Consider the following 25,065-nt stretch of genomic DNA (forward strand, 5'->3'; position numbering starts at 1 on the left):
AATTTATTCCCTAGATTCAAGATATCTTAATACATTTTGAACAGCGATGGCGCCATCGGCGGTCGCTGTGACGACTTGTCGGATTTGTTTGACTCTAACATCCCCTGCAGCGAATAGCCCAGGGATGGCTGTTTCCATTTTTTCATTGGCTTCAATGTATCCCCAAGCATTGGTGATATTTAAGCCTTTTAACATATATGTGTTTGGATTCCACCCGATGTATTCAAATACACCTTTGCATGGAATAATGGTCTTTTCTGTCGTTTTACTGTTGGTGATTTCAACCCCAGTTAATTTGTCATTTTCCACAATAAACTGAGTGACCAATGAATCGAAATAGGCTGTAACGTTCGGTTGTTTATTTAAATGATCAATGGATTTTTTGTCCGCGGTGAAATGCGGTAAATTTTGGACGATGGTTAAATGATTCACGAGTGTAGAAAGATAACTCGATTCTTCAACCGCACTATTACCCCCACCAATGACCACAACATCTTCACCTTTATAAATCGGTCCGTCACAAATTGCACACCAACTAATCCCATTGGATGAGAGTCTTTCTTCGTGTTCTAGGCCTAATTTACGTTGAATCATGCCGGAAGCGACAATGCAGGCTTTAGCATCATAGGTTTCTTGATCGGTAACAATTTTAAATGTTTGATCTACCTTTTGGATAGAACGGACATCGCCGTAACCATATTCAACCCCTAACGCCATGGCGTGATTGAACATGTTTAGGGCTAAATCACCACCAGAGAGTTTTGTAAAACCCGTATAGTTTTCGATTTCTCCAGTGTTCACAATTTGTCCACCGGGTGCGCTTTTTTCAATCATGATGGTTTTTAAATTCGCACGTTGAGCGTAAATCGCTGCGGTTAATCCAGCAGGTCCTGCCCCTATAATCACTAAATCATACATTTAAATCACCTCTTTTATTTGAATAAGTGTATCTAAATAATAATCCGCTTTCGCTTTCTTTAAGTCCTCCAAATTCCAACTATAATTCATCCCGATGGTTTTAATACCGGCCGCTTTACCCGACAAAATATCGTTCGGATGGTCACCAACATAAATGGCTTCATCGATATCATCGAATAGGCTTAAAGCTTTTTGAATGGGTTCTGGATGGGGTTTGTGGTTAACGACATCATCTGAACCGATGATGACGTCAAAATAAGGTAACAATCCAGTTACTTTAAGACCACGTTCGATCAAAAAGTGCATCTTTGAAGAGACAATCCCCGTTTGAATACCGCGAGATTTCAAATGAATCAATAACGCTTGGGCACCTTCAAACGCTTTAACATAATCGTCATGTAACTCTAAGTTTTTCTTACGATACACCTGTATTAAATGTTGAATTTGGGCCTCATCTTGAACATACTTGCCAAACCCTTGTACAAGTGTCGGTCCGATAAAAGGGAAGTAATCTTCTTCTTTCATTTGAATATGTGGTAATTCAGTTTCAAATACGTATTTAAAAGTCGTTATAATGAGGTGATTAGAATCGATGAGGGTACCGTCTAAATCAAACAAAACGGTATCGATCATTGTTTTTCCCTCGGTGTAATGGTATCCACATAATCTGGTAATTCTTTAAAGAATACGCGTTTAAGGATGAGATACGCAATCCCACCACCCATGAATAATACGATGGAGTTCAACACATTGATTCGGATATTGGTATCGCCAAGCATCAATGGGTCAGTTCTTAAATATTGTTCAATAACCGCACGACCGAGTCCATACCAAATGAGATAAACCCCAATTAAATCCCCAGACTTCAAGCCTTTACGTCTTCTTAAAACCAACATCAATATCAAACCAAAGAAGTTCCAAACCCCTTCATATAAGAAGGTTGGATGGTAATAATTGGTTTCACCCACATTTGAGTCATAGAAATACATATTATCTACAATGAATTTTGGTAACTTAAGGGTGTTTCTTAAAAAGTCTCTCGTGGTCGCAATCCCATTGGCTTCTTGGTTCATAAAATTGCCCCAACGACCTAAAACTTGACCGATCAAGAACCCAGGTGCAAGTAAGTCTAGTAATTTCCAAATGGATAGTTTTTTAAACTTGGTGAAGAAAATGATGAATACCAACGTTGTGATGACTGCGCCATGGATGGCCAATCCACCATTTGGAATATTGATGACATCGATGAAACTTTCATAAGTGCCATTTGGATCAAACATGACATAATAAAGTCTCGCACCGATGATGGCTAGTGGCACCGCGTAAAGCAGTCCATCATAGATATCATCGCGTTTTACACCGATTAAATCAGCTTCTTCCATCGCCATGATGGCACCGAATATGATCCCGGTTAAAATGAATACTGCATACCAAGCCACACGGAGTGATCCCACTTGAATCGCGATGGATTCATACGGTGCGTCACCACGGGTCGCTATCGTAACCAATAAGATAAACCAAACCACCATCGCTGATCCGATGATGTAGTTTCTTTGATGCTTTTTGATGTGTTCAACGATATTATTCACGGTCATTTTCCTCTGATTTCTTCATATGTCGGGTAATCTCGCGCGTTAAATTGAACGCAGCGTGATAGCCCATATATTTCAATTTTTCATTCATCGCCGCGCTTTCCACGAGGGTTGCGACGTTTCTACCTGGTAAAACAGGGATGACAACTTTAGGAATCTCTGTATCAAAATACTTGGTGGTTTCCAAATCTAGACCTAAACGGTCATAATATTTGTTTTCTTCCCACTTTTCAAGTTCAACAACCAGACGAATCTTTTTGGTTTCACGATAAGCACCGACACCAAACATCGATACGACATCTACGATGCCAATCCCTCTAATTTCAAGGTATCTTTCCAATATTTTCGGTGCTTGACCAATCAGGATGCCAACATCTTTTTGATAAACATCCACACGATCATCTGAAATCAAGATGTGTCCACGCTTAATTAGTTCAAGAGCGGTTTCGCTCTTACCTATGCCACTCTTACCAATGATGAGTGTGCCTAATCCACCGATATCCATTAAAACACCATGGACGGTTTGACGTTCAGTTAACTTCTCTTGAAGGTAGGAGTACAGCTTAGAATTTAATGCTGTGGTTCTTAAGTTGGACTTTAAAATAGGTATGCCGTATTCATTGCCCAATCGAATGTAGAGTGGTGAAACCTCGACATTGACCGAGAATATGACTGCTGGTGGCTTGTGTCCGAAGATATCACGAATACGTTCTTCTTGGATGACTTCAGAAAATAGATTTGAGAATGAATTCTCTTTTGACCCAATTAAAATCACACGTTTGGAATCGAAAAAGTCCATAAAGCCGGCCAATTCAATCCCGGGGCGAGAAATCATATCTTCATAAATGAAGTTTTCTAAGCCTGGATGACCTGCCAAAATTTCCAATTGATTGTCTTTAACCAAGTGAATTACTTTAATGCCGTTCATATCACTTCAACCCCTTTTTTTGACCTATGGTTTTCTCATAAGTATATATTAACAATAATCTGAATACGAGAAAAAATACTGTAAACCCGATGATGCCAAAAACAGATTCAAAATAGACATCTGGAACCAGTTGTTCAGTGATGAAAATTAAGATTAAACCGACCAATGCGAGTATCAATCCAAATGATTGAATCACAAATTGAAAATAATAACGTTTGATCAATAAGCTGACCATGGTATCTAGTAGGGTAAATAGGATGACATAAATCATGAATCCTTCAAATGAAGTCACTTTTAGCTGCATTGTAATCCCTACCGTGGTGGCAACAGCGAGCATATTGATGATGGTTGACATCAAATAGCCAATGCTATAGGAATCCCCTTGAAAAAATGCTTTTATGCCTTTTCTCATGGTTAAGACTTCCTAAGTAAGGGTCTAAGATAATCCCCTGTGTATGAATCTGGGCAATTCACCACGTCTTCTGGGGTACCCATCGTCACGATGTTCCCACCGGTTGAACCGCCTTCTTTGCCCAAATCGATGATATAGTCAGCACTCTTAATGACATCTAAGTTATGTTCGATGATGACCACGGTTGCACCTTCATCGACGATACGGTTGATGACACTCATCAAACGTTTCACGTCGTCGGTGTGTAATCCTGTGGTTGGTTCATCCAATATATAGAGTGTTTCTGGGGTAATTTTTCGATAAAGTTCGGAAGCGAGCTTAACACGTTGGGCTTCACCACCGGACAGTGTGGTTGCGGATTGACCTAAAGTCATGTAACCTAAGCCAACATCATAGATGATTTGGAGTTTATCTTTAATCTTAGGGATGTTTTCAAAGAAATCTAAGGCATTTTCAATGGTCATATCTAAGATTTCAGAAATGTTTTTACCTTTATATTTAACTTGTAGTGTTTCACGGTTATAACGGGTCCCACCACACGCTTCACATTGTACGTACACGTCCGGTAAGAAATGCATGGTGATGCGTTTGACACCGTCACCACCACAAGATTCGCAGCGACCACCTTTGACATTAAAGGAGAAACGACCTTTTTGATAGCCTCTCACCTTCGCTTCATTGGTCATCGAGAAAACATCTCTGATGTCATCGAATACACCTGTATAAGTGGCTGGATTACTTCGTGGCGTTCTACCAATCGGGCTTTGTGAAATGTCGATGATACGATTGACGTTTTCTACACCAATAATTTCTTTGTGCTTACCTGGTTCATCTTTGGTCTTATAAAGCATTCTGTGGATCCCTTTATAGAGGATTTCATTGACTAAAGATGATTTACCAGAACCGGATACACCAGTAACACAAACCATTTTTCCAAGCGGGAATGATACGTCGATATTTTTTAAGTTATTATGGGAAGCACCAACCACAGTGATGAACTTACCATTACCTTCACGTCTAATTTCTGGCACATCGATTTTTAGCTTACCTGATAAATATAACCCGGTGATACTGTTTGGGTTTTGCATGACTTCTTGTGGTGTACCATAAGCAACCAATTCACCACCATGAACACCCGCACCTGGTCCGATATCGACCAAATAATCGGCTGACATCATGGTTTCTTCATCGTGTTCTACGACCACCAATGTGTTGCCTAAATCACGCATTTTCTTTAGGGTATCAATGAGTTTTTGATTGTCTTTTTGATGTAAACCGATGGATGGTTCATCTAGTACATATAAGACACCTGATAGCTTAGAACCAATTTGGGTAGCTAATCGAATACGTTGGGCTTCCCCACCAGAGAGGGTGGCTGCTTCACGGGATAATGTTAAATATTCTAACCCCACATCTTTTAAGAAAGTCAGTCTGGCATTTACTTCATTGATGATGCTTTCTGCAATCTGAGTTTGCTGGGTATTGAGTTTGAAATTGTCTTTACGAATGAGGATTTGTTCAACCGACATATCGGTCAATTCAGCGATATTTAATCCATCAATCTTAACGCTTAAAGCCGCTTTATTAAGACGTTTTCCGTTACATACTGGGCAAACTTGTTCAGTCATATAAGACTCAATCCATTCGCGAATCCAGGTACTACTGGTTTCAATGTAACGACGTGAAAGGTTGCTGATAACCCCTTCATATAAACGCACGGTTTCATGTACTCTACCCGATGAACTTTGGAGTTTAAAGTGAATCTTATCTTTAGATCCATAAAGTATGATATCGAGTTTATCACGATCCAAATCTTTGATTGGAATATCCATATCGATATTGTAGTGTTTGCATACCGTTTGAAGTTCTAATCCCTGTAGATTTTCATCGTCTTGATTACGGTAAGGCACGATGCCGCCATCGTTTAAACTACGGTTGAAATTGACCACCAAGTCTTCCGATACAGTCAGTTTTTTACCCAAACCATTACATTCAGGACATGCACCAATGGGTGAGTTAAATGAGAATAGTCTTGGTTCTAAATCCGGTATGGTGAAATCACTATCGGGGCATGCATAAGTTTGACTAAAGGTGAGTTTTTCACCACCCACGATTTGTACCTCTACAAAACCACCAGACTTATTGGCAGCGAGTTCTAAAGCATCATAAAGACGGCTTCTAATATCATCTTTGATGACCAAGCGGTCGATGACCAACGAGATGTCGTGTTTCTTGTTTTTATCCAAATCAATCACAGGTTCTAAGTCAACCAACTCACCATTGATAATGGCTCTTACAAACCCATCTTTTACAAACCCTTCCAATACTTTCTTGTGGGTACCTTTTTGTAGTTTAACCACCGGACTCAATACCATGACACGGGTATTTTCCCCCAAGTCTAAAACACGATTGGTCATTTCTTCAATCGTTTGTTTAGAAAGCGGGATATCTGTGCCTGGGCAGTAAGGAATCCCAATTTTGGAATACATTAGGCGTAGATAGTCATAAATTTCAGTGACTGTACCTACGGTTGACCGTGGGTTTTTAGACGTGGTTCTTTGATCAATAGAAATGGCTGGACTTAGCCCATCAATTTTATCTACATTGGGTTTTTCAAAGGACCCTAAGAATTGTCTTGCGTAAGACGATAAAGATTCAACATAACGTCTTTGACCTTCTTGATACAGGGTGTCAAATGCTAAAGACGATTTACCAGACCCAGATAAACCGGTCATGACGATCAGTTTGTTTTTAGGGATGGTTAAATCGATATTTTTGAGGTTATTTTCTTTCGCACCTTTGATGACAATAAAATCATTATTGCTCATTTGGTATCATCTCCTTAAATGCAAGCTCATCGATGACTTTCACACCGAGTGAATTTGCTTTTTCGAGTTTAGACCCAGCATCGGAGCCAGCTAAAACATAATCGGTCTTTTTCGATACCGATCCACTGACCTTACCACCGAATGATTCAATGATAGCTGCTGCATCCTCTCTCGTAAATGTTTCTAGTTTACCAGTCAGCACGAACGTCTTTCCGTCGAATAACGGACTGGTGGTCGTTGTTTTTTGAGCCATGGCAGTTTGAATGCCAATATCATGTAACGTATGAATCAGTTGTTTCGCGTAATCGGTACTAAAGTATTGAATGACACTGTTCGCAATCGCTTCACCAATATCATCAATAGCCGTCAATTGTTCAAGGGTCGCTTCACTCAATGCTTCCAATGAAGGGAATTTTTTTAACAACAATTTAGCTACTTTCGCGCCAACATGATTAATGCCGAGTCCAAAAAGCAGTTTGTCTAAACTGTTTTGTTTGGAGACTTCAATGGCTTCTAATAAATTGTCCACTTTCTTTTCACCCATACGATCAAGTTCGATGAGTTTGTCTCTTTGATCCTTTAAATAATAGATATCGAGGAAATCTTTGATATAGCCTTCTTCGTAAAGTTGAATGACAATCTTTTCACCCAATGAATCGATGTTCATCGCTGGTCGGCTAGCAAAGTGAATTAGCTTACCCACGTGTTGCGCAGGACAGCCCGGATTCACACAGAACCAATCGGCTTCTTCTGGTTCACGGTATAAAGGCTCGCCACAACTTGGGCAGGTTTCAATCATTTTAAATGGTACTGTTGATTGTCTATTTTCAATCACAGGTCTAACTACCTCAGGGATAATCTCGCCTGCTTTTCTTACAATCACATCATCACCGATTTCGATGTCGAGATTTTTTATGTAGTCTTCATTATGTAAAGTTGCGCGCGCGACCATCGATCCGGAGATGAGTACTGGGGTTAATTCAGCAACAGGAGTAATGACACCTGTTCTGCCCACTTGGAACGTGATGGCATTCAACTTGGTAATAACTTCTTCTGGTGCAAACTTATAAGCGATTGCCCATTTAGGGTATTTAACGGTTTGTCCAATTTGTTCATACTTGATGAGTTCGTTTACTTTAATGACGACACCATCGGTATCGTAAGGTAATGATTTTCTGAGTACATCATATCGATGGATGTGTTCAATCACTTCTTGGATATTTTTCGCAACCACATAATTAGGGTTGGTTTTGAATCCCAATTGAGAAAGATAGTTGAGTACACCGGATTGGGTTTTAACGCCATACGTTTCTGCGTCCACCAAGGTATAACAGAAAATATCCAGTCCTCGACTAGATACAATCGCTGAGTCCAATTGACGTATGGTGCCTGCAGCTGCATTACGGGCATTTCTAAAAAGTTCTAAGCCTTCTTTAGCTCGTTCTTCGTTGGCTTTTTCAAAACTCTTGTGTGGCATGAATACTTCACCACGTACTTCAAGACTCACCGGTTCAGATAGTTTCATTGGGAGACTCTTGATGGTTCTGACATTGGATGTGACATCTTCTCCAACCAAGCCGTCACCACGGGTTGACGCACTGATAAAAATGCCATCTCGATATTTTAGGTTAATAGCCAACCCATCTATCTTTAATTCCATATTATAGGAATAGCCTTCAACTTCTTTAGACACGCGTTCATCAAAGTCCAATAAGTCTTGATCACTGAACGCATTCGATAAAGACATCATGGGTTTGTCATGAACGACTTTATTGAATTTATCTAAAACAACCCCGCCAACTTTTAAGGTTGGAGAGGATGGATTTTTATACTCTGGATGATTGGTTTCTAATTCAATCAATTCTTTCATCCATAAGTCATATTCAAAATCGGATACGGTTGGTCTATCCAATGTATGGTACTCATAATTCGCTTTTTCAATGGCTTGTTGTAAATCCATCATTCGTTTCTTAATGTCCATAAAAATCACCGTAAATATTATAACATATTTACACGACCCCAAAGTAGCTTTTGACAACTCATGTTAGTGTTTTGTCACAATCACTTTAGATTCTTTGACAAATTTTGGGATACGGTTGGTTGTTGGTGATGTCATGATCAGGATGTCCTTAGCACGAGTCATTCCTACGAAAAACAATCGTCGTTCTTCTTCTAATTCCTGACGCGATATAGGACGTTTATCTTCAATGCCCATGATGAATACGATACGATATTCTAGACCTTTAGATTGATGAATTGACAAGCAAACGATATCTAAGTAGTAAGAGGATTGTAAAAGTCGTTTGATTTCAGTGGCTTGAAAATGATTTCTGACGAGAATAATCATGTCCTTTTGTGGGTGTTTTTGACCTAAAAAATGACGTATTTTTGAAAAAACAAAATCGGCTTCTTTCTTAGTATTATTAAACTGGTGAAATTCTATGATGCCAACCTCTTTACGATGTGCTTTTAGTACCTTGGGGAACCTGTGATGGTTGTGTTTAATCAGGGTATTGGCAGCGTTAATTATAGATTGAGTAGAACGATAGGTATCATCTAGTGCATATACTGAACACCCAAATGTTTTGATGATATGATTAACCATATTATGAGCAGAACCTCGAAACTTATATATGGATTGATCGGGGTCACCAACAAAACATATAAATGTATCACTATGAACAAGGTGTTTTAGTATCTCAACCTGAATATTTGATAGGTCTTGAGATTCATCGATAAAAATGTAAGAATAGCTATTTAAAGGGGTGTTTTTAGCCTTCAATTCTTTCAATAAATGTAGAAACTCGATTTCTAGGTCAACATAGTCAAATAGGTCATTTTTACTTAAAATAGCATTATAACTAGATAACGGCTTGGTTGTCATGTTCTTAAAAGCCAAAACACCCTTTTTAAGGACAATATTCTGTAACTCTCTAACATCAAATAGGCTAAATAATTCATTGGAGTGATCCACAAGTGCTTTTGAAAAATGGCTCCCAATATGTGAAAATGCTAACCCATGAAACGTCTTTACTATGGGATTATCAGCCCTAAAAGAAAACTTTAAATTTAAGTCATTTACAGTTCTTCTTGTAAAAGATATTGCTAAAATTGATTTAGAATCGATGTTTTTCGATAAAAGATGTAATATTCGATTGTAAATGACTGTTGTCTTACCAGTTCCAGCCCCAGAAACGACAAAAATGGATTTTTCATCGGAATTTACAATTTTCATTTGTTTGGAATTTAACATGAATTTTAGACCTCTATTTTATATATACCATTTTAGATTATTTTTTACTCTTTTTATCGTATGATTAAAAAGGACATATGTAAATTCTTTCATACTGGATGAAAAGTGTTTAGATCATGTATTTATACCAAGATATCTAAGCACACTATCAAACAAAGTTGATTCTAAACACGTTTAATTAGATGAAATAATAGGTCTTGATTATTCATAGTAACATCGAATTTGGGCCCTTTTTCTCATATGACTAGTAAATGGCTTTGTTATCATATTCAGTACATTCGAAAACATATTTTTTGGCAGGTTCAATGGTGGTGATTGACGTAATCAGTACGTCACACCTCTCGGTTAGTACGCCACTGACTGTGTTTGAAATTGAGCTACTACTTTGATGTTCAATCTATTTTTATGTTGGCTTATTAATGCGATTATCAGGCTATAAGCATCTTTGATATTTTATCACACAATATTTTATTCTTATTATCATTAGTTCAAAAATCACTATTATTCTTGAAAATCACCATTTTTAGGAATGTTTTGGCACTTAATTTTCATTTTCACTTTAGTCGAGTAAAAAAAAGAGACTCCGCAGAGTCTCTTTGATCGCAATTGAGTATTGTATCATTTTTATATGAATATTTATTCTAATTTCCAGATTTTATCTTCTTTAGCGCTTGGTGACCAGTTGTGAATAATTTGATCCCAAATTCAATCGAAAATGCGACTCGAGTGATGTCGTCGTTTTTCATCACGACCACGCCTTTACCATATTTTTCATGAACAACTGTGTCGCCAACTTTAATGTCTTCTTGTACAATTTCTGGTGCCGCTTCTTTTTCAACAACCAATCGTTTTTCTTTTGGTTGATCTAGACCCATATCCTCTATAAAACGTGAAGGTTGATTGTACTGAATTTGTCCGTAACGGAACCTTTGTTTAGCATAAGAAAGAATGAGCCTTTCTTTTGCGCGAGTGACACCGACGTATGCAACACGTCTCTCTTCCTCGATTTCTGTGAATGAGCCACTAATATCACTTGGAAAGACGGTTTCTTCTAAAGCGACCATAAAGACTGCCTTGAACTCGAGTCCCTTCACTTGGTGAATGGTTGCGACCTTAACGGTGTTCTTATCGTCCTCTAAATCGAGGTCTGTCTTGAGTGCCATGTCATCCAAAATTTGTTCAATCTTCTCTAAATTAGTTCCCTTATAATCAACTGCGCCATTGTAGAAAATGGACTTTAATTCTTGGATATTATCATAGCGGTCTTTGCCTTCATTACCTTCGAGTCTTAACATTTCCTCATACCCAGAAAGCTGTAATGCTAGGTCAACCACTTGGGTTAAATCATAGACTTGATTGATTTCATCTCTCAGGACTTTGATCATTTTTTTGAACTCAAATAAAGCTTCTTTGGTTTGCCCACCGACATTCAAGTGGTCAATGGCTTCATACATAGAGACATGATGAATGGCTGCGTACGACTCCAATTTTGAAATGGTTGTTTGTCCGATTTTCCGTCTAGGTGTATTGATAATTCGTTTGAGAGAAATGTTATCGTGTTCAAACAATGCCAAGCGAATATAAGACAACATATCCTTAATTTCTTTTCTTGAGAAGAACGATATCCCCCCATAAATAATGTAAGGAATGTTATATCTTAAGAAGGCTTCTTCAAAAATTCTACCAATCGCGTTGGATCGATATAGCACTGCAACATCTTTAAATTGATAACCACCGCTGACTAAAATTTCAATCGCTCTCGCAACAAAATAAGCTTCGTCTTTATCCGACTCTCTGACTTCTTTTATCACCAGTGGTCCTAGACCTAAGTCTGATTTGAGTTGTTTATCTGTTTTACGATTTCGGTTATTGGATATCAAGTTGTTCGCTGCGTTTAAGATATTCATCGAAGAGCGATAGTTTTCATCCAAGACAATAATCGTTGGTTTGAAGTCGCTTAAGAAGAATGTATAGTTCTCATAGTTCGCCCCTCTAAACCCGTAGATACTTTGATCTGGATCACCAACGATGAAGACGTTTTTATAACGATCCCCTAACAGACGAATGAGCTCATATTGTATGATGTTGGTATCTTGGAACTCATCAATCAATATATATTTATACTGTTCTTGGTAAAAGGATAATACAGATGGTTGTTCTCTCAATATCTTTAATGTGAAGTTGAGTAGATCATCAAAATCCATTGAGTTGTTAGATTTTAAATATTCGTTATATTTGATGAAGATTTTTTCTTCTTCGTATTCTAAGGTATCGTATTGACCATTTTTGACTTTGGAGAAGTAATCCTTTAGACGATTGGAATTATAACGGTTGGGGTCTAAATTCAACTCTTTAACGGTGTCTCTAATGACTTGTTTCGAATCATCTTCATCTAAAATCAAATAATGTCTGGTATATGGTTCCCCAAGGTGTTTAATTTCGTCTCTTAAAAAGCGCGCACAAAAACTATGAAAGGTGGAGATGGTTGGTGCGAACCCTTGAGGTCCAATCAAATCAACCACACGTTCTTTCATTTCACGTGCTGCTTTATTCGTAAATGTAACGGCTAAAATGGATGATGGAAATATGTTGTTTTCAATCATGTTCGCGATACGATAGGTCAGTGTTCGGGTTTTTCCTGAACCTGCCCCAGCGATGACCGCGACTGCGCCTTCAAGCGCTTTAACCGCTTCTTTTTGATGGTTATTTAAGCCCTTTAAATCCATGGGATGTGCTCCTTAAAGTGAAAAGGGGGTAAAACCCCTTTTTATTTTTGGAATGAACTCTTTAATTCGACAATGCGATTGAGTTGTACGTTTTCTTTGGTCGATACTTTATCAAAAGTGAAATAACCCACACGCATCAATTGGAATGACTTGGTTGGTAATGCCTCATTGAAGGCAGCTTCAATGAAACCATATTTTTTCACCCATGATTCTGGGTTTAGTCTTTCCATGAATGGGGTTTCTCCATCAAATACCAACGGTCCGAACAAATTGAATTGTGTCTTGATGGCTTGATATGCACAAACAAAGTGGATGGTGCCATTCGGCTTTCTCGCATCAAATCCAGAACCTGATTTGGTTTCAGGATCATAGGTTGCGAGAATTTCAAGGATATGCCCTTGTTCATCTTTTATGATTTCAGTACATTTAATGAAATACGCATGGAATAGTCTAACTTCAATGTCTTTCGCAAGTCTCTTCCAGTTTTTATTTGGTTTTTCTTCAATGAAGTCTTCTCTTTCGATGTATAACTCTCTACCGAAATAGACGGTTCTATTGCCTAGTTCTGGACGATTTACGTCAAATGGTACTGACAAACTTTCAACTTGTCCTTCAGGATAATTGGTGATGGTAACCTTTAACGGGTCTACAACACCCATCATCTTGACGGTTGAAACCGATAGGTCATCTCTTAAGAATGACTCTAACATATCGGTTGAAACGGTGGTGTTGATTCTTGATAAACCTGTGCCTAAGATAAAGTTACGAATGGCTTCTGGGGTGTAGCCTCTTCTTCTCATACCGGATAGGGTAGGCATTCTTGGGTCATCCCAGCCGACCACTTTCTTTTCATCGACTAGTTGTTTCAAGTAACGCTTGGACATCACGGTGTTTTCAATCGATAAACGACCGAATTCGATTTGTCTAGGGACTAAAGGCATTTCGGTTTCACGAACTACCCAGTCATATAGAGGTCTATGATCTTCAAACTCTAAGCTACATAGGGAATGGGTGATACCTTCGATGGCGTCTTCAAGTGGGTGTGCATAGTCATACATCGGATAGATGCACCATTTTTTACCTGTGTTGTGGTGTTCAGCGTAGCTAATACGATATAACACAGGGTCACGCATGTTCATATTTGGTGATGACATATCGATTTTCGCACGAAGAACGACTTCACCTTCTTTGAATTTGCCATTTTTCATGTCATCAAAGAGTTGTAGGTTTTCTTCTACAGGGCGATTTCTATTTTTAGATTCGACCCCTGGTGTGGTTAAATTCCCACGGGTACGGGAGATTTCTTCTGCAGTTAAATCATCGACATAAGCCAATCCTTTTTTAATCAATAATACTGCACGTTCATACATTTCACCGAAATAATCCGATGCGTAGTAAATATTGCTTGGGGTGTAACCTAACCATTTGATATCTTCGATGATGGCGTTGACGTATTCAACGTCTTCTTTACCAGGGTTGGTATCATCAAAACGGAGATTGGTGTTTCCGCCAAAGTTTTTCGCTAATTCGAAGTTATTGATGACCGCTCTCGCATGGCCGATGTGTAAATAACCGTTCGGTTCAGGCGGAAAACGGGTAATAATATCGTTGTGTTTTTTGGATTCAAGGTCTTGAATCATGATGGTTTTAATAAAATTTGAATGGTTTTCCATAATATCACTTCCTAATTACTTATTATATAATAATCCACCCCTTCAAACAAGTTTTATTGACCGTTTGGACAAAGAAAAAAGGGTAATTGCTTACCCTTTTGTTGCACCTGCCATAATCCCTTCGATGAGGTATTTTTGGAATACCATGTAAAGGACAGTGATCGGTAGACCTACCAATAACGCACCTGCGGCGAACGCAGAGTAGTGTTGGTAGTTCACGTCATTAATAAACTTGAATAGACCAACAGCCAATGTCCATTGGTTGGTTACGTCGTAGCCAACGCCGGCATTGCGTGGGTAGTAGTTTAATAAGAAGCCCGGTAACATATAATCCATCCATGGACCCATGAACATCGATACCGCAACGAATGTTAAAATCGGTACGGATAACGGTAGAATGATTTGTGTAAAGATTTGTACCTTGTTAGCTCCATCAATCATCGCTGATTCGTCCAAATCCTTCGGAATTTGGCTTAGGAAGCCTTTAATCAACCATAGGTTACCTGGAATCGATCCCCCGATATAAAGAATCGATAGCGCTGCTGGTTTACCCAATAAATCGAACGTCCAGAATAAGACATACATCGCAATTAACCCCATGAATGATGGGAATGCTTGAAGTACTAAGATGGTTAGTAGTCCTGCTTTTTTACCTTTGAATTGGAATCTTGCAAAGACATACGCCGCACCGGTAATTAGAATGGTACCTACCAACATATTGATCATCGCAATAACTAAGGTGTTGCCATACCATCTGAAGAATTTGGTTTCTTCAAATAGATAGGTAAACGCACCTAGGTTCGGATTGGCTGGCCAAATGGTGTTTGGAATACTGGTTTGGATGTTTGAGAATGCCAAACCGAAAATGTACACCACTGGTACGATGACAATGACAGCAACCAAAGTGATTTCACCATAAATCAATAATCTCGAAAGAATACTACCAAAGCTAAAGGATTGTCTGATGGCACTGTTGGAGATATTACGTTTCTTTGGTACCAACCAAACATAGTAGATTAAACCAAAGATTGGAAGTAATGTTAACGCATAAATGATCAATGCTTTGGATGAATCTAATTGGTTTGTATTACGTTTATAACCAATCATTTCACCTCTTTGTTCGTTCGATAATTGAACCAAGATGTGGAATAAACCAAATAATGGTACCAATGTGATTAGATGAACAAAGATGTCTTCATAACCTTTTTTACGTGCTACTTCAACAACCAATGAGTGGTAAGAGAATATCACAAATAGTGTGAAATAAATGAATAATAGTGCTTTTAATAAGTCATTCTTAATCGATAAGTAACCCAAAATCGACACCGGAACAATGATGATGATGGCGATAACGGTCAATAAGCTGAAGATTAAGAAACTTCTGAACAAGACTTGTGGGTTCCATGCATATCGAATCGATGATTCGGTGGTGTCTTTTAGATTCTTCTTCTTCAAAAAATGAATCACACCATAGACAGGAATGAGTCCGATCAAGTGATTGGCTTGTGATTCGTAACCCTTTTTAACGGCAATTTCGTTCGCAACACTTTGTTGAACGAGTAGGGTAACAATGACTAAGAATCCAATGATATATAGATAGATTGCCATGGTTTAATCCTCCTGGAATGCTCTGGTTCTCGATAGGTTCCATGCCGTAATAGACCCTACGAATAAGAAGATGAGCACTGAGAATACAGAAGCCATATTGTAGATAGATTCATCTACAGTGAGCTTGTACATCCAGGAGATCAGAATGTCTGTATCTCCCGCAAATCCCCGGTTATAGTTGCCCGCATTTGGCCCCCCACCGGTAATAAAGTAGATAACTCCGAAGTTATTGAAGTTACCAGAGAATGTCATAATTAAGATTGGCGCTGTTGAATATAACACCAAAGGCATGGTGATTTGGGTAATCTTTTGGATACCTGTAGCACCATCGATGTCTGCAGCTTCATATAATGTTTTATCAATCGCCGTCATAATACCGGTCATTAACGCCATAAAGTATGGGAAACCTAACCAGATATTAACGATGACCAGTGCCAAGCGAACAAAGGTTGGATTGAATGGGTTCGAGAACCAACGGATGTTTTCTTCCCCTAAGAATAAGAGACGATCAATACCCGTTAAGAACTGACCTTGACGACCAAGCATACCGATATTTTCCAAAATGCCATAAACGCCAATGTCTCTTAAGAACGCGTTTACGAAGCCGTTATCGTTAAACATAACGGAGAATACCATTTGTGAAAGTAACGCTGGAATCGCCCACGGTAAGATGAGGATGGTACGCCATAGTTTTCTGAATACGACCTTTTCACTGTTTAAGATGAGGGCTTGGATAAACCCACCAAAGAATACCGTAAATGTCGATAGAATTGCCCAAATGAATGTCCATCCTAAGACACGCCAGAAGGCTTGACCGAAGGATGCACCAAAGCCACTTGAGAAATCAAAGAGTGCTGTAAAGTTTTTTAAACCAACCCAGTCGAAGGTTGCGACCATGGAGGTTGGACCTGAAATAGAGGTAAACGCCATGATGAACCCGAAGGTGATTGGCATGATTGAAATAAACGCCAATACGAGTAATGCTGGAGATAAAATGATGTATTCAAAGAAGTCTTCGTAAACACTCTTAAAGTATTTACCTTCTTTAAGTACTTCTTCTCTCTTACGTTTAGCCTCAGCGACTTGATAAGCATCTTTAATCGACCAGAACATAAAAATAAAGAAGAAGAATGAACCAATAATAGCGATTAAACCTTGTAACATCAACATGGTAGAAATGTGACCAATGATTGGTACAGATTCTGCTGGTGTAACAAAAGTCGATAGTGGATAATCACTACCACTTGTACCAATTAAGGCATCTCTGAGGTTGTTATATTCATTAAAATCGATTTTTTCAGCCACACCTAAGGTAATAACTGACCAATAACCTCTAACAAATACGCCTGCTTGATCGTAGTAGAATTCATTATATTGGGTTTCAAACGTATCTTTAATTTCAAGATTCATGGCTAAGTAGACTTTAATCATGAACTTTGTAAAGTCATCATTATCACGTCTATTGCCTGGTGCCCCATAAATATCATCACGAAGAGATGCTCTCAAAGCGACTGTAAATGGGGTTTCTTTATATTGTAAACGAGCCCCTAAATAGACTAATTTAGGTTCGAAGTATTCATAGATGACACCATTATTAACATACAACGGTCCGGATACTTGAACTCTTGCAGGTATTTGAGATAAAACAGATACTTCTCCTGTCAAGATATTGATGTATTTGGTTACACCAGCGTCATTGACTCTGACATAATACACCCCGTTTAAACGGTATATTTCACCATTCTTTTTGAATTCGGTGAGATTGTCCTTGTTATCTAATATATTACTTTCATTTAAAACACCGGATAATACTGTAATTTCCACGTACTCTTTGGAAACAGTGCCGTCAGCTGCTGTTTTATTACGTTCGAGATAATATGTCCCATTCGTATCTTTAAACAAATCTTGTCGACGGAATATGTGTATGTTGTTTTCTGGATTTAAAAAATCTTCTGCGAGAATTTTGACATTTGGTGTAGCGATATTCCAATATACTGTCGGATTATTCTTGACTAAATCTTGACCAACAAACTCAATGAGTTTTTGCTCATCAAGATTTCCCAAACCGCCAATTTCATCTAAGTAAGCCGTAAAATCGGTGTATTCATCGATTTCACCGCGGTTAACCATATCACCATAACGAAGTATAAACTTGTTACTTACCCAAAGATCACCGAAGTTTTCCCCAGGTATCTTGTCGTATGGATTGGTCTCAACAAAGTACTTGCTGGTGCCTAATTCCAAACCGACAAAAGCCAAAAAAGGTACTAAAAAGAACAGGGCTTTAAAAAACTGGCCATTCAAAACTTGGCCTAAACCCCAGATTAATCCAGATGCAATTGCCTTTAAAACGCTTATAAATTTCATCTGTGCCTCCGTTTATATATAATCAAATGAGGGCGGCAAAAATTGCCGCCTTCATCGATTAGTTAAGTCTTTAAATTAGTTTGCTGATAATCCGGCCAATACTTGGTAAGATTGTTCAGCTTGTTGTGCAGCGGTTAGAGGCACAACGTTATTGTTCCAAACAGCTTGTAACATAGTTTCACCTGGACCCCAATAGTATGTAACTTGTGGGATGGTTGGCATTGGGATAGATGTTTGTAATTGAACAGCCATAGCCATTAATTTTTCATCGTCTGCAACACCTTCGATGTTAGCAAGTAAGTCAGTCTTTAATGCTGGAAGTTTTGTCTTGTATTCATATTGTAAAGCCATAGCAACGTCAGAATTCAAGAATTCAACGAACTTGATTGCAGCTTCTTTATTTTCTGAATATTTGTAGACAGCAGCCATCATCGCACCTGCGAAAGTCTTCATAGGTTGACCATTGATGGTAGGCATTTGTGCAACGCCATAGTTTAAACCTGCATTTTCATAACCTTCGTGGTTCCAAGGACCCGCGATGATGTATGGTACTAAACCAGCTTCAAAGTTTGCACCACCAGTAACGGAGTTATGTCCACCAGTACCAGTTGTGATAGGTTTTAAAGTGTTTTGGAAATAAGTTAATGCGTTCACAGCATTAGCAAATCCTACTTGGTTAGGGTTGTCAAGGGTTGGTCCGAATGGTGTAAAGTTAAATGCGGAATAGAAACCTTGCATGAAGTAAGAGTCTGCCCAGTGGCTGGAAGTATTTAGATAATATAGACCTTTTTGAGCTCTTGTTTGACCAGAACCGTCATCAACAACAACTGCGTTCCAAGCTTGCGCTTCAGTAACGATTTGTTCCATTGTAGTTGCAGGTGTAGTGACTAAGTCTTTGTTATAGAATAGACCAACAGATTCAATTGACATTGGTACTGCATATAGTCTTTCTACAGCGTTTGGAGATGCTGGGTCAAAGGATTTCGCATTTTCATCATAGAATAATGTTGCGATATCCAAACCTAATTGGTGTGCTCTGGATTCTAATAAAGTCTTAGTTGCACTTGGTAATGCGAATACTAAGTCTTCAAGAACCGCTTGTGCTAAGTGGTCATGTGGGAATTGGAATACGTCAGCACCGTTACCAGAAGGACCGAATGTTTTTAGTCTTTCACGAGCGTCTACTGATCCCATGTGTTGGTGTTCAACAATGATATTTGGATATACTTTATTGAATTCAGCGATAACTGCTTCCATGTATTCGCCTTCTTCGTCATCGATCCAAACACGGATAGTGGTTTTTCTTACGAAGATGTCACCGAAGTCGACAACTGCGCCATTATTGGTTTCTTTACTGCCGCATGCTGCTAGTGTAAGAACAGATAGAAGCACAAATACTAATACTAATAATTTTTTCATATGTTTTGGCCTCCTTATTTCTTCACTACTCTGAAGATGAATGTTTGTTGAGTAACGTTACCCCATTTATCTTCTACTTGTAACATGATGGTATAATCGCCAACTTTAGAAGTATCGATCTTAGAGAATTCGCCTTTTGGAACGAATACAAGCGGTGTTAAGTCGCCGTCTCTGTCGTCAATAACTCTATAGCCAGGGAATAAGTTTTGGTCGAATGGTTTGCCCCATTCTACTTCAATGATTCTTTCAGCAGCTGGTTTGCCAACGATACCTGCAGGAGAAATGAATGTCAATTCTGGAGCATCTGTATCCATGACTAATAACATAGATGCGCTTAAGTTAGGTGTAGTTGTTCTAACTGGAGCTGCATACTTGTTTTCAGGTGCTTCGATGTCTTTCCAAACTTCAACAGTGTCTTCGAACATGATTTCATCGACATTGTTAGGAATGACTAATGCACGGTTAGAGGCGACAAATTCTTCATTGTCCCATGAACCTCTTGTCCATTTGTATTCAAGAACAGTCCAAGCATCTTGAACGCTAACTTCGAATGTAACTGTATAAACGTTACCTTCTTTAGTTGCTGTATAACCAGTTGAACCTGGAGTCCAACCATTGAATGCGCCAGCTACGCTTAATACAGCGTCACTTGGTGTATTTGCAGGTGCAGTAAGTTTCAATGTTACTTCAACATTCTTAGCTGCTGGAAGTGGATCTTCTGGGAATCCTAAATCAAAGAATACTTCATATTCCTTTGTATTGTCCAACTTGTTAGAGTCTTTCAATACAACAACGAATGTATTAAGTGTAGTTGCGGAAAGAGCGAAGTCAACGCGTTCGATTTCTAACGCCGGACCATAAGTGTTTTCGCCAGTCTTTTCTCTAACTGAGAACCAACTTTCGATTTGTGCTCTTGCAGCATCTTTATCTAATGCTGTTGGGTATGGTGAAGTGATAGGTGCAGAAGTTTCAACATAAATATCTGTTGGGTTTTGTGCAAATGTACCAGTCATACCTTCAGCGGTAAATGGTTTTAACTTAAAGCTGAATGCTTCGTTTGCGAAGTCTTCATAGTTTCTGAATACGTTTGTGTTGTCTGTCTTAGCATCGCCAGCGTTAACAACATAAACAACGTCAGCTTGACCTACTGGAGTTTCAGCAACTGGGTTGATATCGCCAGTCTTCTTAGTTGCGTCAGATCCTGCATAAACAAGTAAACCTGCCCATGATTCTTGACCAGCTAAGATGATACCTTTAACATCATAACCAGATAATGCTTTACCAGCTGTACCGAAAGGTTTAGGTGATGCCCATGCTGGGTCAGCAACGGTCATACCCCAGTGGTGAACACCAATGGTTTCTTCATATGCGTTTGCAGGGTCATAATAAACCACTAAAACGTTAACTTTGTCAGGATCTGCTGCAAATGCTTGTGCGTTAGTTCCTTGGAATACATAAACGTGTGTTGTTTTGCCATCTTGCAACACGCTGGTTGAAATCATGACATCGCCTGTTAATTTCTTATCCCAGTTTGGACCGGCACCGCCTGGCCATTCAACTGCGATAAATCCCATGTCTGCTGGTGTGTCAGGAATAGCGATGTTATCGAAATTCCAATAAGCACCGAAACTGTCAACGCCATCTTTCACTTTGCCTGATGTGCCATTCCAACCCCAGCTACCGAGTTCGCTGTAGTCGTAATTGACATCCCATGCTTTGAAGTGAACAACTAAATTACCCGTTCCAGCTGCTTGAGTCTTCAGACCAAAAAGCGTGAAAGCTGTAACGAATAAAACTAAAGCTGTTAGTACTTTCTTCATTTTTTCCTCCTAATGTTTTTGAGAATGTTTCCATCCTTCTACTCGTAATCATATCATAACGCGCGAAATAATGTAAACGCTTTAGCGTATATGATAATGTGCAAACGGTTTCTTCTTGCAAACGCTATCATTTTTTCATAATCATTTTCAAATAGCATGATATAGTGTTTATGAAAGAGGTGTTTCAATGAAAAAAATATTATTGCTCTTAGTCGTATTATTTTCATCATTAGGGTTCCACGCCATCGTTAATGCAAATGGTGCCCCTACAAAACTGGTTGTTCACTACTTCCGTTATGATGATACCTATACAGACTTTAACATTTGGTTATGGCCATATCAGCCAGTATCTGCTGGTGGTGTTCAACACAACTTTGACCCGCAACAAAAGGATGAGCATGGGGTTTGGATCGAAATCGATTTAACCACTACCTATGCGAATTCTACTGCTGTTGGGATTATCATAAAACAAGGTGGCTGGGATGGCTATCGCGAACCGGGTGGCGATCGCTACATATACCTTTCTACCGCAGAAGTTATTGACGGTGTTGCGCATGCATACTTTGTCCAAGGCTCAGTTCAATTCGGTACTTCACAAGCCGATTTAGCAAACAACATTCCAGACTATCGTCCAAAAATCTTATCCGCATCCTTTAATGTCAGCAATCAAGTGAAAGCGACATTAACGCACATGGCTGAAAGTTATCAAGTATATGAAAATGATACTTTAGTAGCTTCAGGGGTTCCTACCACTAAAGATTTGACCATCAGTGTGCCGAATGTTAATATTTCAAAACAATATACACTCAACGTTACTTTCCCTGGTGGTATCGTTTCTTCTCAAGTCGTTTCCATCGCGAGTTTATATGATACGCCTGCATTTGAAAGCGCGTATACCTATGATGGCGAACTCGGGGTTACATTCGAAGGTGGAAATACTGTATTTAGATTATGGGCACCATTATCATCAGAAGTATCCTTAAATCTATACAATCAAAACCATCCGAATTATGACAATTCAGGTAATTTGAATGATGAATTAACGCCTTACCAAGCCGTTGATCTAGAAAAGATTGAAAATGGTGCTTGGGAAGCTGTCGTGCCTGGTAACTTAAATGGTAAGTACTATACCTATTCAGTTACCAACAATAACGTTACTTATGAAGTGACTGACCCATATGCATATTCCACAGGTGCGAATGGTCGACGTGGTATGATTGTGGATTTCAGCACAGTCAATCCAAGCGGATGGAACTATGGTGAAAGACCAAATAACGTGACCAATCCAACCGATTATATCGTTTGGGAATTGCATGTCAGAGACTTAACCACCCATAGTTCATGGGGTGGTAACCCTGCTTGGGCTGGTAAGTTCTTAGGGCTTTCGCAAGCGGGTACTCGCTATACTTCTAAAGGCGTCACCGTGACCACTGGTTTAGACCATATGGCAGAACTTGGCATCAATGCGGTTCAATTATTACCTATATTTGATTTTGGTTATGTCGATGAAATCCAAGTCGCAACCAACCCACGTTATACCAATACCTTTAACTGGGGTTACATGCCATATCATTTCAACACATTAGAGGGTTCTTATTCTACCAACCCATTCGATGGTGCGAATCGTATCACTGAATTCAAGACCGCTGTTCAAGCCATTCATGATAAGGATATTCGAGTCATCATGGACGTGGTTTATAACCATACTGGTGAATCTGATACCTCAAACTTCCACCGCATCATGCCGGGATATTACCACAGATTAACCTCTACAGGTGGCTTCTCTAACGGTTCTGGTACAGGTAATGAAACCGCATCAGAACGTTCAATGACCCGTAAGTTTATGTTGGATTCCCTTAAGTTCTGGGCTACCGAATATAACTTATCCGGATTTAGATTTGACCTCATGGCTTTACACGATGTCGAAACCATGAATCAAATCTCTGATATGCTTCATGAAATTGATCCAACCATCGTGATTTATGGTGAACCTTGGAATGGTGGTACAACCACCCTATCTGGTTCATTAGAAGCCGATAAAGATAATCTAAAAAATATCGATGGTGTCGGCGCATTTAGTGATGTCGTTCGTGACGCTGTCAAAGGTTCTGTATTCAACGCCGCTGAAGGTGGTTGGGTACAAGGCCGTTCTGATGATGGTGCAGTCAATGGCATTAAATATGGTATCTTAGGTGGTATCGCTTCTAGCAAACACAACATCAATGCGTGGCACTTAGATCCTTCTAAGACCATCAATTATGTGTCAGCACATGATAATAACACTTTATTTGATAAATTGAGATTAACCGGGGTATCTGTTGCTAACGCTGAATTATTACAAGTTCAAGCCAATGCGATCATACTAACCAGCCAAGGGGTTCCTTTCCTACATGCCGGGGTTGAATTCATGCGTTCTAAACCGCTTCAAGGGGGTGGTTATGACCACAATTCCTATGAATCACCAGATTCAGTCAACCAATTACGTTGGGATCGTAAATTAACCTACTTAAATGTATTTGAATACTATAAAGATTTGATCCAAATTCGTAAAGACTATCAACAATTTAGAATGACCTCTGCTTCTGAAATCGATAGCCGTATCTCCTTCTTACCTACAAATCAAGGCAATAAAGCGATCGCGTTTAAGATTGAAGGTACTGCAACCCAACCAGAAGTCATCGTGATTCACAGCCAAAAAGCTTCTGGCGGTCTGACCGAAGTCAGTTTAACCCCTGGCAAGAATTACCGTATCTTGACAACCTTAGAATCGTCTAATCCAAACGGACTAGATGTGGTCAATGGTGTTGTGTTTGTTCCAGCCAACGTTTCGATGATTTTGGTTGAAATTACTGAACCAATCGCTGTGGAAAATGAATTGGTCAAAGTGGGTAAGGGTAAGAATTACGATCCTGCATCCAACATTACAGTCTACGATAGCAGTGCTGAAATTCACTATTCCAATTTCCATGACACCAACGTCCCTGGTTTCTACGCGGTGACCGTATCTGTCAAAGAATCGTTTGGAAAAGTTACTTATTATCATTATGTTTTACAAGTCACCGGTGGTTCATTCGATGTTCAATTGAACCAAGGAGGTAACTAATATGAAAAAACTAGCATTCTTAATGTTACTACTCGTGAGTGTGTTCACACTCGCGGCTTGTGGTGGTGAAGAAAAATTAACGATTTTGGGCTTAGATGTCTTAGAAGAAACCGTTTATTACGGTGAAATCACCGTGGGTATTGATCTCGCGTCTGCTGAATACACAGAAGCTGAACTACTTGAAATCGCGAATGGTGTCGCAACCCAAATCTATTTGAAATACGCGGAGTCGATTGGTCAAACCAAAACCACCCTACGTGTAAACTTATACGATTCTGTGACCTCATTTGAAGCAGAAACCATCACCAATGGGTATGTGATTTATCAAATCAATGAATCGCCAACCCAACCAGGCATCGGTTCAAAAACCGTTGAACTCATTGTCATTGGCTAAAAAAATAAGGGCTGTCCACTTGGA

At 39.2% G+C, this 25,065-nt stretch carries 16 protein-coding genes; 2 read left to right on the forward strand and 14 right to left on the reverse strand.

Annotation, left to right across the window (positions count from 1 at the left end):
* Positions 1 to 3: 3 nt before the first annotated feature.
* From N7548_RS00795 to N7548_RS00860, 14 genes are all read right to left on the reverse strand, one after another.
* Positions 4 to 918, reverse strand: a complete 915-nt coding sequence (locus N7548_RS00795; protein WP_263607475.1) for an NAD(P)/FAD-dependent oxidoreductase — start codon at positions 916 to 918, stop codon at positions 4 to 6.
* On the reverse strand, positions 919 to 1,551 hold the full coding sequence (locus tag N7548_RS00800; RefSeq protein WP_263607476.1) for an HAD-IA family hydrolase: 633 nt from the start codon (positions 1,549 to 1,551) through the stop codon (positions 919 to 921).
* On the reverse strand, positions 1,548 to 2,507 hold the full coding sequence (gene lgt, locus N7548_RS00805) for a prolipoprotein diacylglyceryl transferase (RefSeq protein ID WP_263607477.1): 960 nt from the start codon (positions 2,505 to 2,507) through the stop codon (positions 1,548 to 1,550). Before lgt ends, N7548_RS00800 begins: the two co-directional genes overlap by 4 nt.
* Entirely contained in the window at positions 2,500 to 3,438 is a 939-nt protein-coding gene (gene hprK, locus N7548_RS00810; protein ID WP_263607478.1) for an HPr(Ser) kinase/phosphatase, read from the reverse strand. Before hprK ends, lgt begins: the two co-directional genes overlap by 8 nt.
* A gap of 1 nt (position 3,439) precedes the next feature.
* Entirely contained in the window at positions 3,440 to 3,850 is a 411-nt protein-coding gene (locus tag N7548_RS00815; RefSeq protein WP_263607479.1) for a phage holin family protein, read from the reverse strand.
* A 2-nt stretch (positions 3,851 to 3,852) separates the two neighbouring features.
* On the reverse strand, positions 3,853 to 6,678 hold the full coding sequence (uvrA, locus tag N7548_RS00820) for an excinuclease ABC subunit UvrA (RefSeq protein WP_263607480.1): 2,826 nt from the start codon (positions 6,676 to 6,678) through the stop codon (positions 3,853 to 3,855).
* On the reverse strand, positions 6,668 to 8,659 hold the full coding sequence (ligA, locus tag N7548_RS00825; RefSeq protein ID WP_263607481.1) for an NAD-dependent DNA ligase LigA: 1,992 nt from the start codon (positions 8,657 to 8,659) through the stop codon (positions 6,668 to 6,670). The genes uvrA and ligA overlap by 11 nt, the downstream gene beginning before the upstream one ends.
* 63 nt (positions 8,660 to 8,722) lie before the next feature.
* Positions 8,723 to 9,931 (reverse strand): UvrD-helicase domain-containing protein, encoded by a 1,209-nt coding sequence (locus N7548_RS00830; RefSeq protein WP_263607482.1) that lies wholly within the window; start codon positions 9,929 to 9,931, stop codon positions 8,723 to 8,725.
* A 641-nt stretch (positions 9,932 to 10,572) separates the two neighbouring features.
* On the reverse strand, positions 10,573 to 12,657 hold the full coding sequence (locus N7548_RS00835) for an ATP-dependent helicase (protein ID WP_263607483.1): 2,085 nt from the start codon (positions 12,655 to 12,657) through the stop codon (positions 10,573 to 10,575).
* 41 nt (positions 12,658 to 12,698) lie between these two features.
* Positions 12,699 to 14,330 carry a glutamine--tRNA ligase/YqeY domain fusion protein gene (locus N7548_RS00840; protein ID WP_263607484.1) on the reverse strand — a complete coding sequence of 544 codons (1,632 nt, stop codon included), beginning with the start codon at positions 14,328 to 14,330 and terminating at the stop codon, positions 12,699 to 12,701.
* 90 nt (positions 14,331 to 14,420) lie between these two features.
* On the reverse strand, positions 14,421 to 15,938 hold the full coding sequence (locus N7548_RS00845) for a sugar ABC transporter permease (RefSeq protein ID WP_263607485.1): 1,518 nt from the start codon (positions 15,936 to 15,938) through the stop codon (positions 14,421 to 14,423).
* A 3-nt stretch (positions 15,939 to 15,941) separates the two neighbouring features.
* Entirely contained in the window at positions 15,942 to 18,305 is a 2,364-nt protein-coding gene (locus N7548_RS00850) for a carbohydrate ABC transporter permease (protein WP_263607486.1), read from the reverse strand.
* A gap of 75 nt (positions 18,306 to 18,380) precedes the next feature.
* A complete protein-coding gene (locus N7548_RS00855) occupies positions 18,381 to 19,724 on the reverse strand; it encodes an extracellular solute-binding protein (RefSeq protein WP_263607487.1) in 1,344 nt (447 codons plus the stop codon).
* A gap of 14 nt (positions 19,725 to 19,738) precedes the next feature.
* Positions 19,739 to 21,544 carry a hypothetical protein gene (locus N7548_RS00860; protein ID WP_263607488.1) on the reverse strand — a complete coding sequence of 602 codons (1,806 nt, stop codon included), beginning with the start codon at positions 21,542 to 21,544 and terminating at the stop codon, positions 19,739 to 19,741.
* Positions 21,545 to 21,731: 187 nt separating this feature from the next.
* Here N7548_RS00860 and pulA point away from each other — a divergent pair, with 187 nt between their 5' ends.
* On the forward strand, positions 21,732 to 24,647 hold the full coding sequence (gene pulA / locus N7548_RS00865) for a type I pullulanase (RefSeq protein ID WP_263607489.1): 2,916 nt from the start codon (positions 21,732 to 21,734) through the stop codon (positions 24,645 to 24,647).
* A 1-nt stretch (position 24,648) separates the two neighbouring features.
* Positions 24,649 to 25,041 (forward strand): LptM family lipoprotein, encoded by a 393-nt coding sequence (locus tag N7548_RS00870; protein ID WP_263607490.1) that lies wholly within the window; start codon positions 24,649 to 24,651, stop codon positions 25,039 to 25,041.
* Positions 25,042 to 25,065 lie beyond the last annotated feature (24 nt).

The organism is Paracholeplasma manati (assembly GCF_025742995.1).
GTDB classification, from domain to species: domain Bacteria; phylum Bacillota_I; class Bacilli_A; order Acholeplasmatales; family UBA5453; genus Paracholeplasma; species Paracholeplasma manati.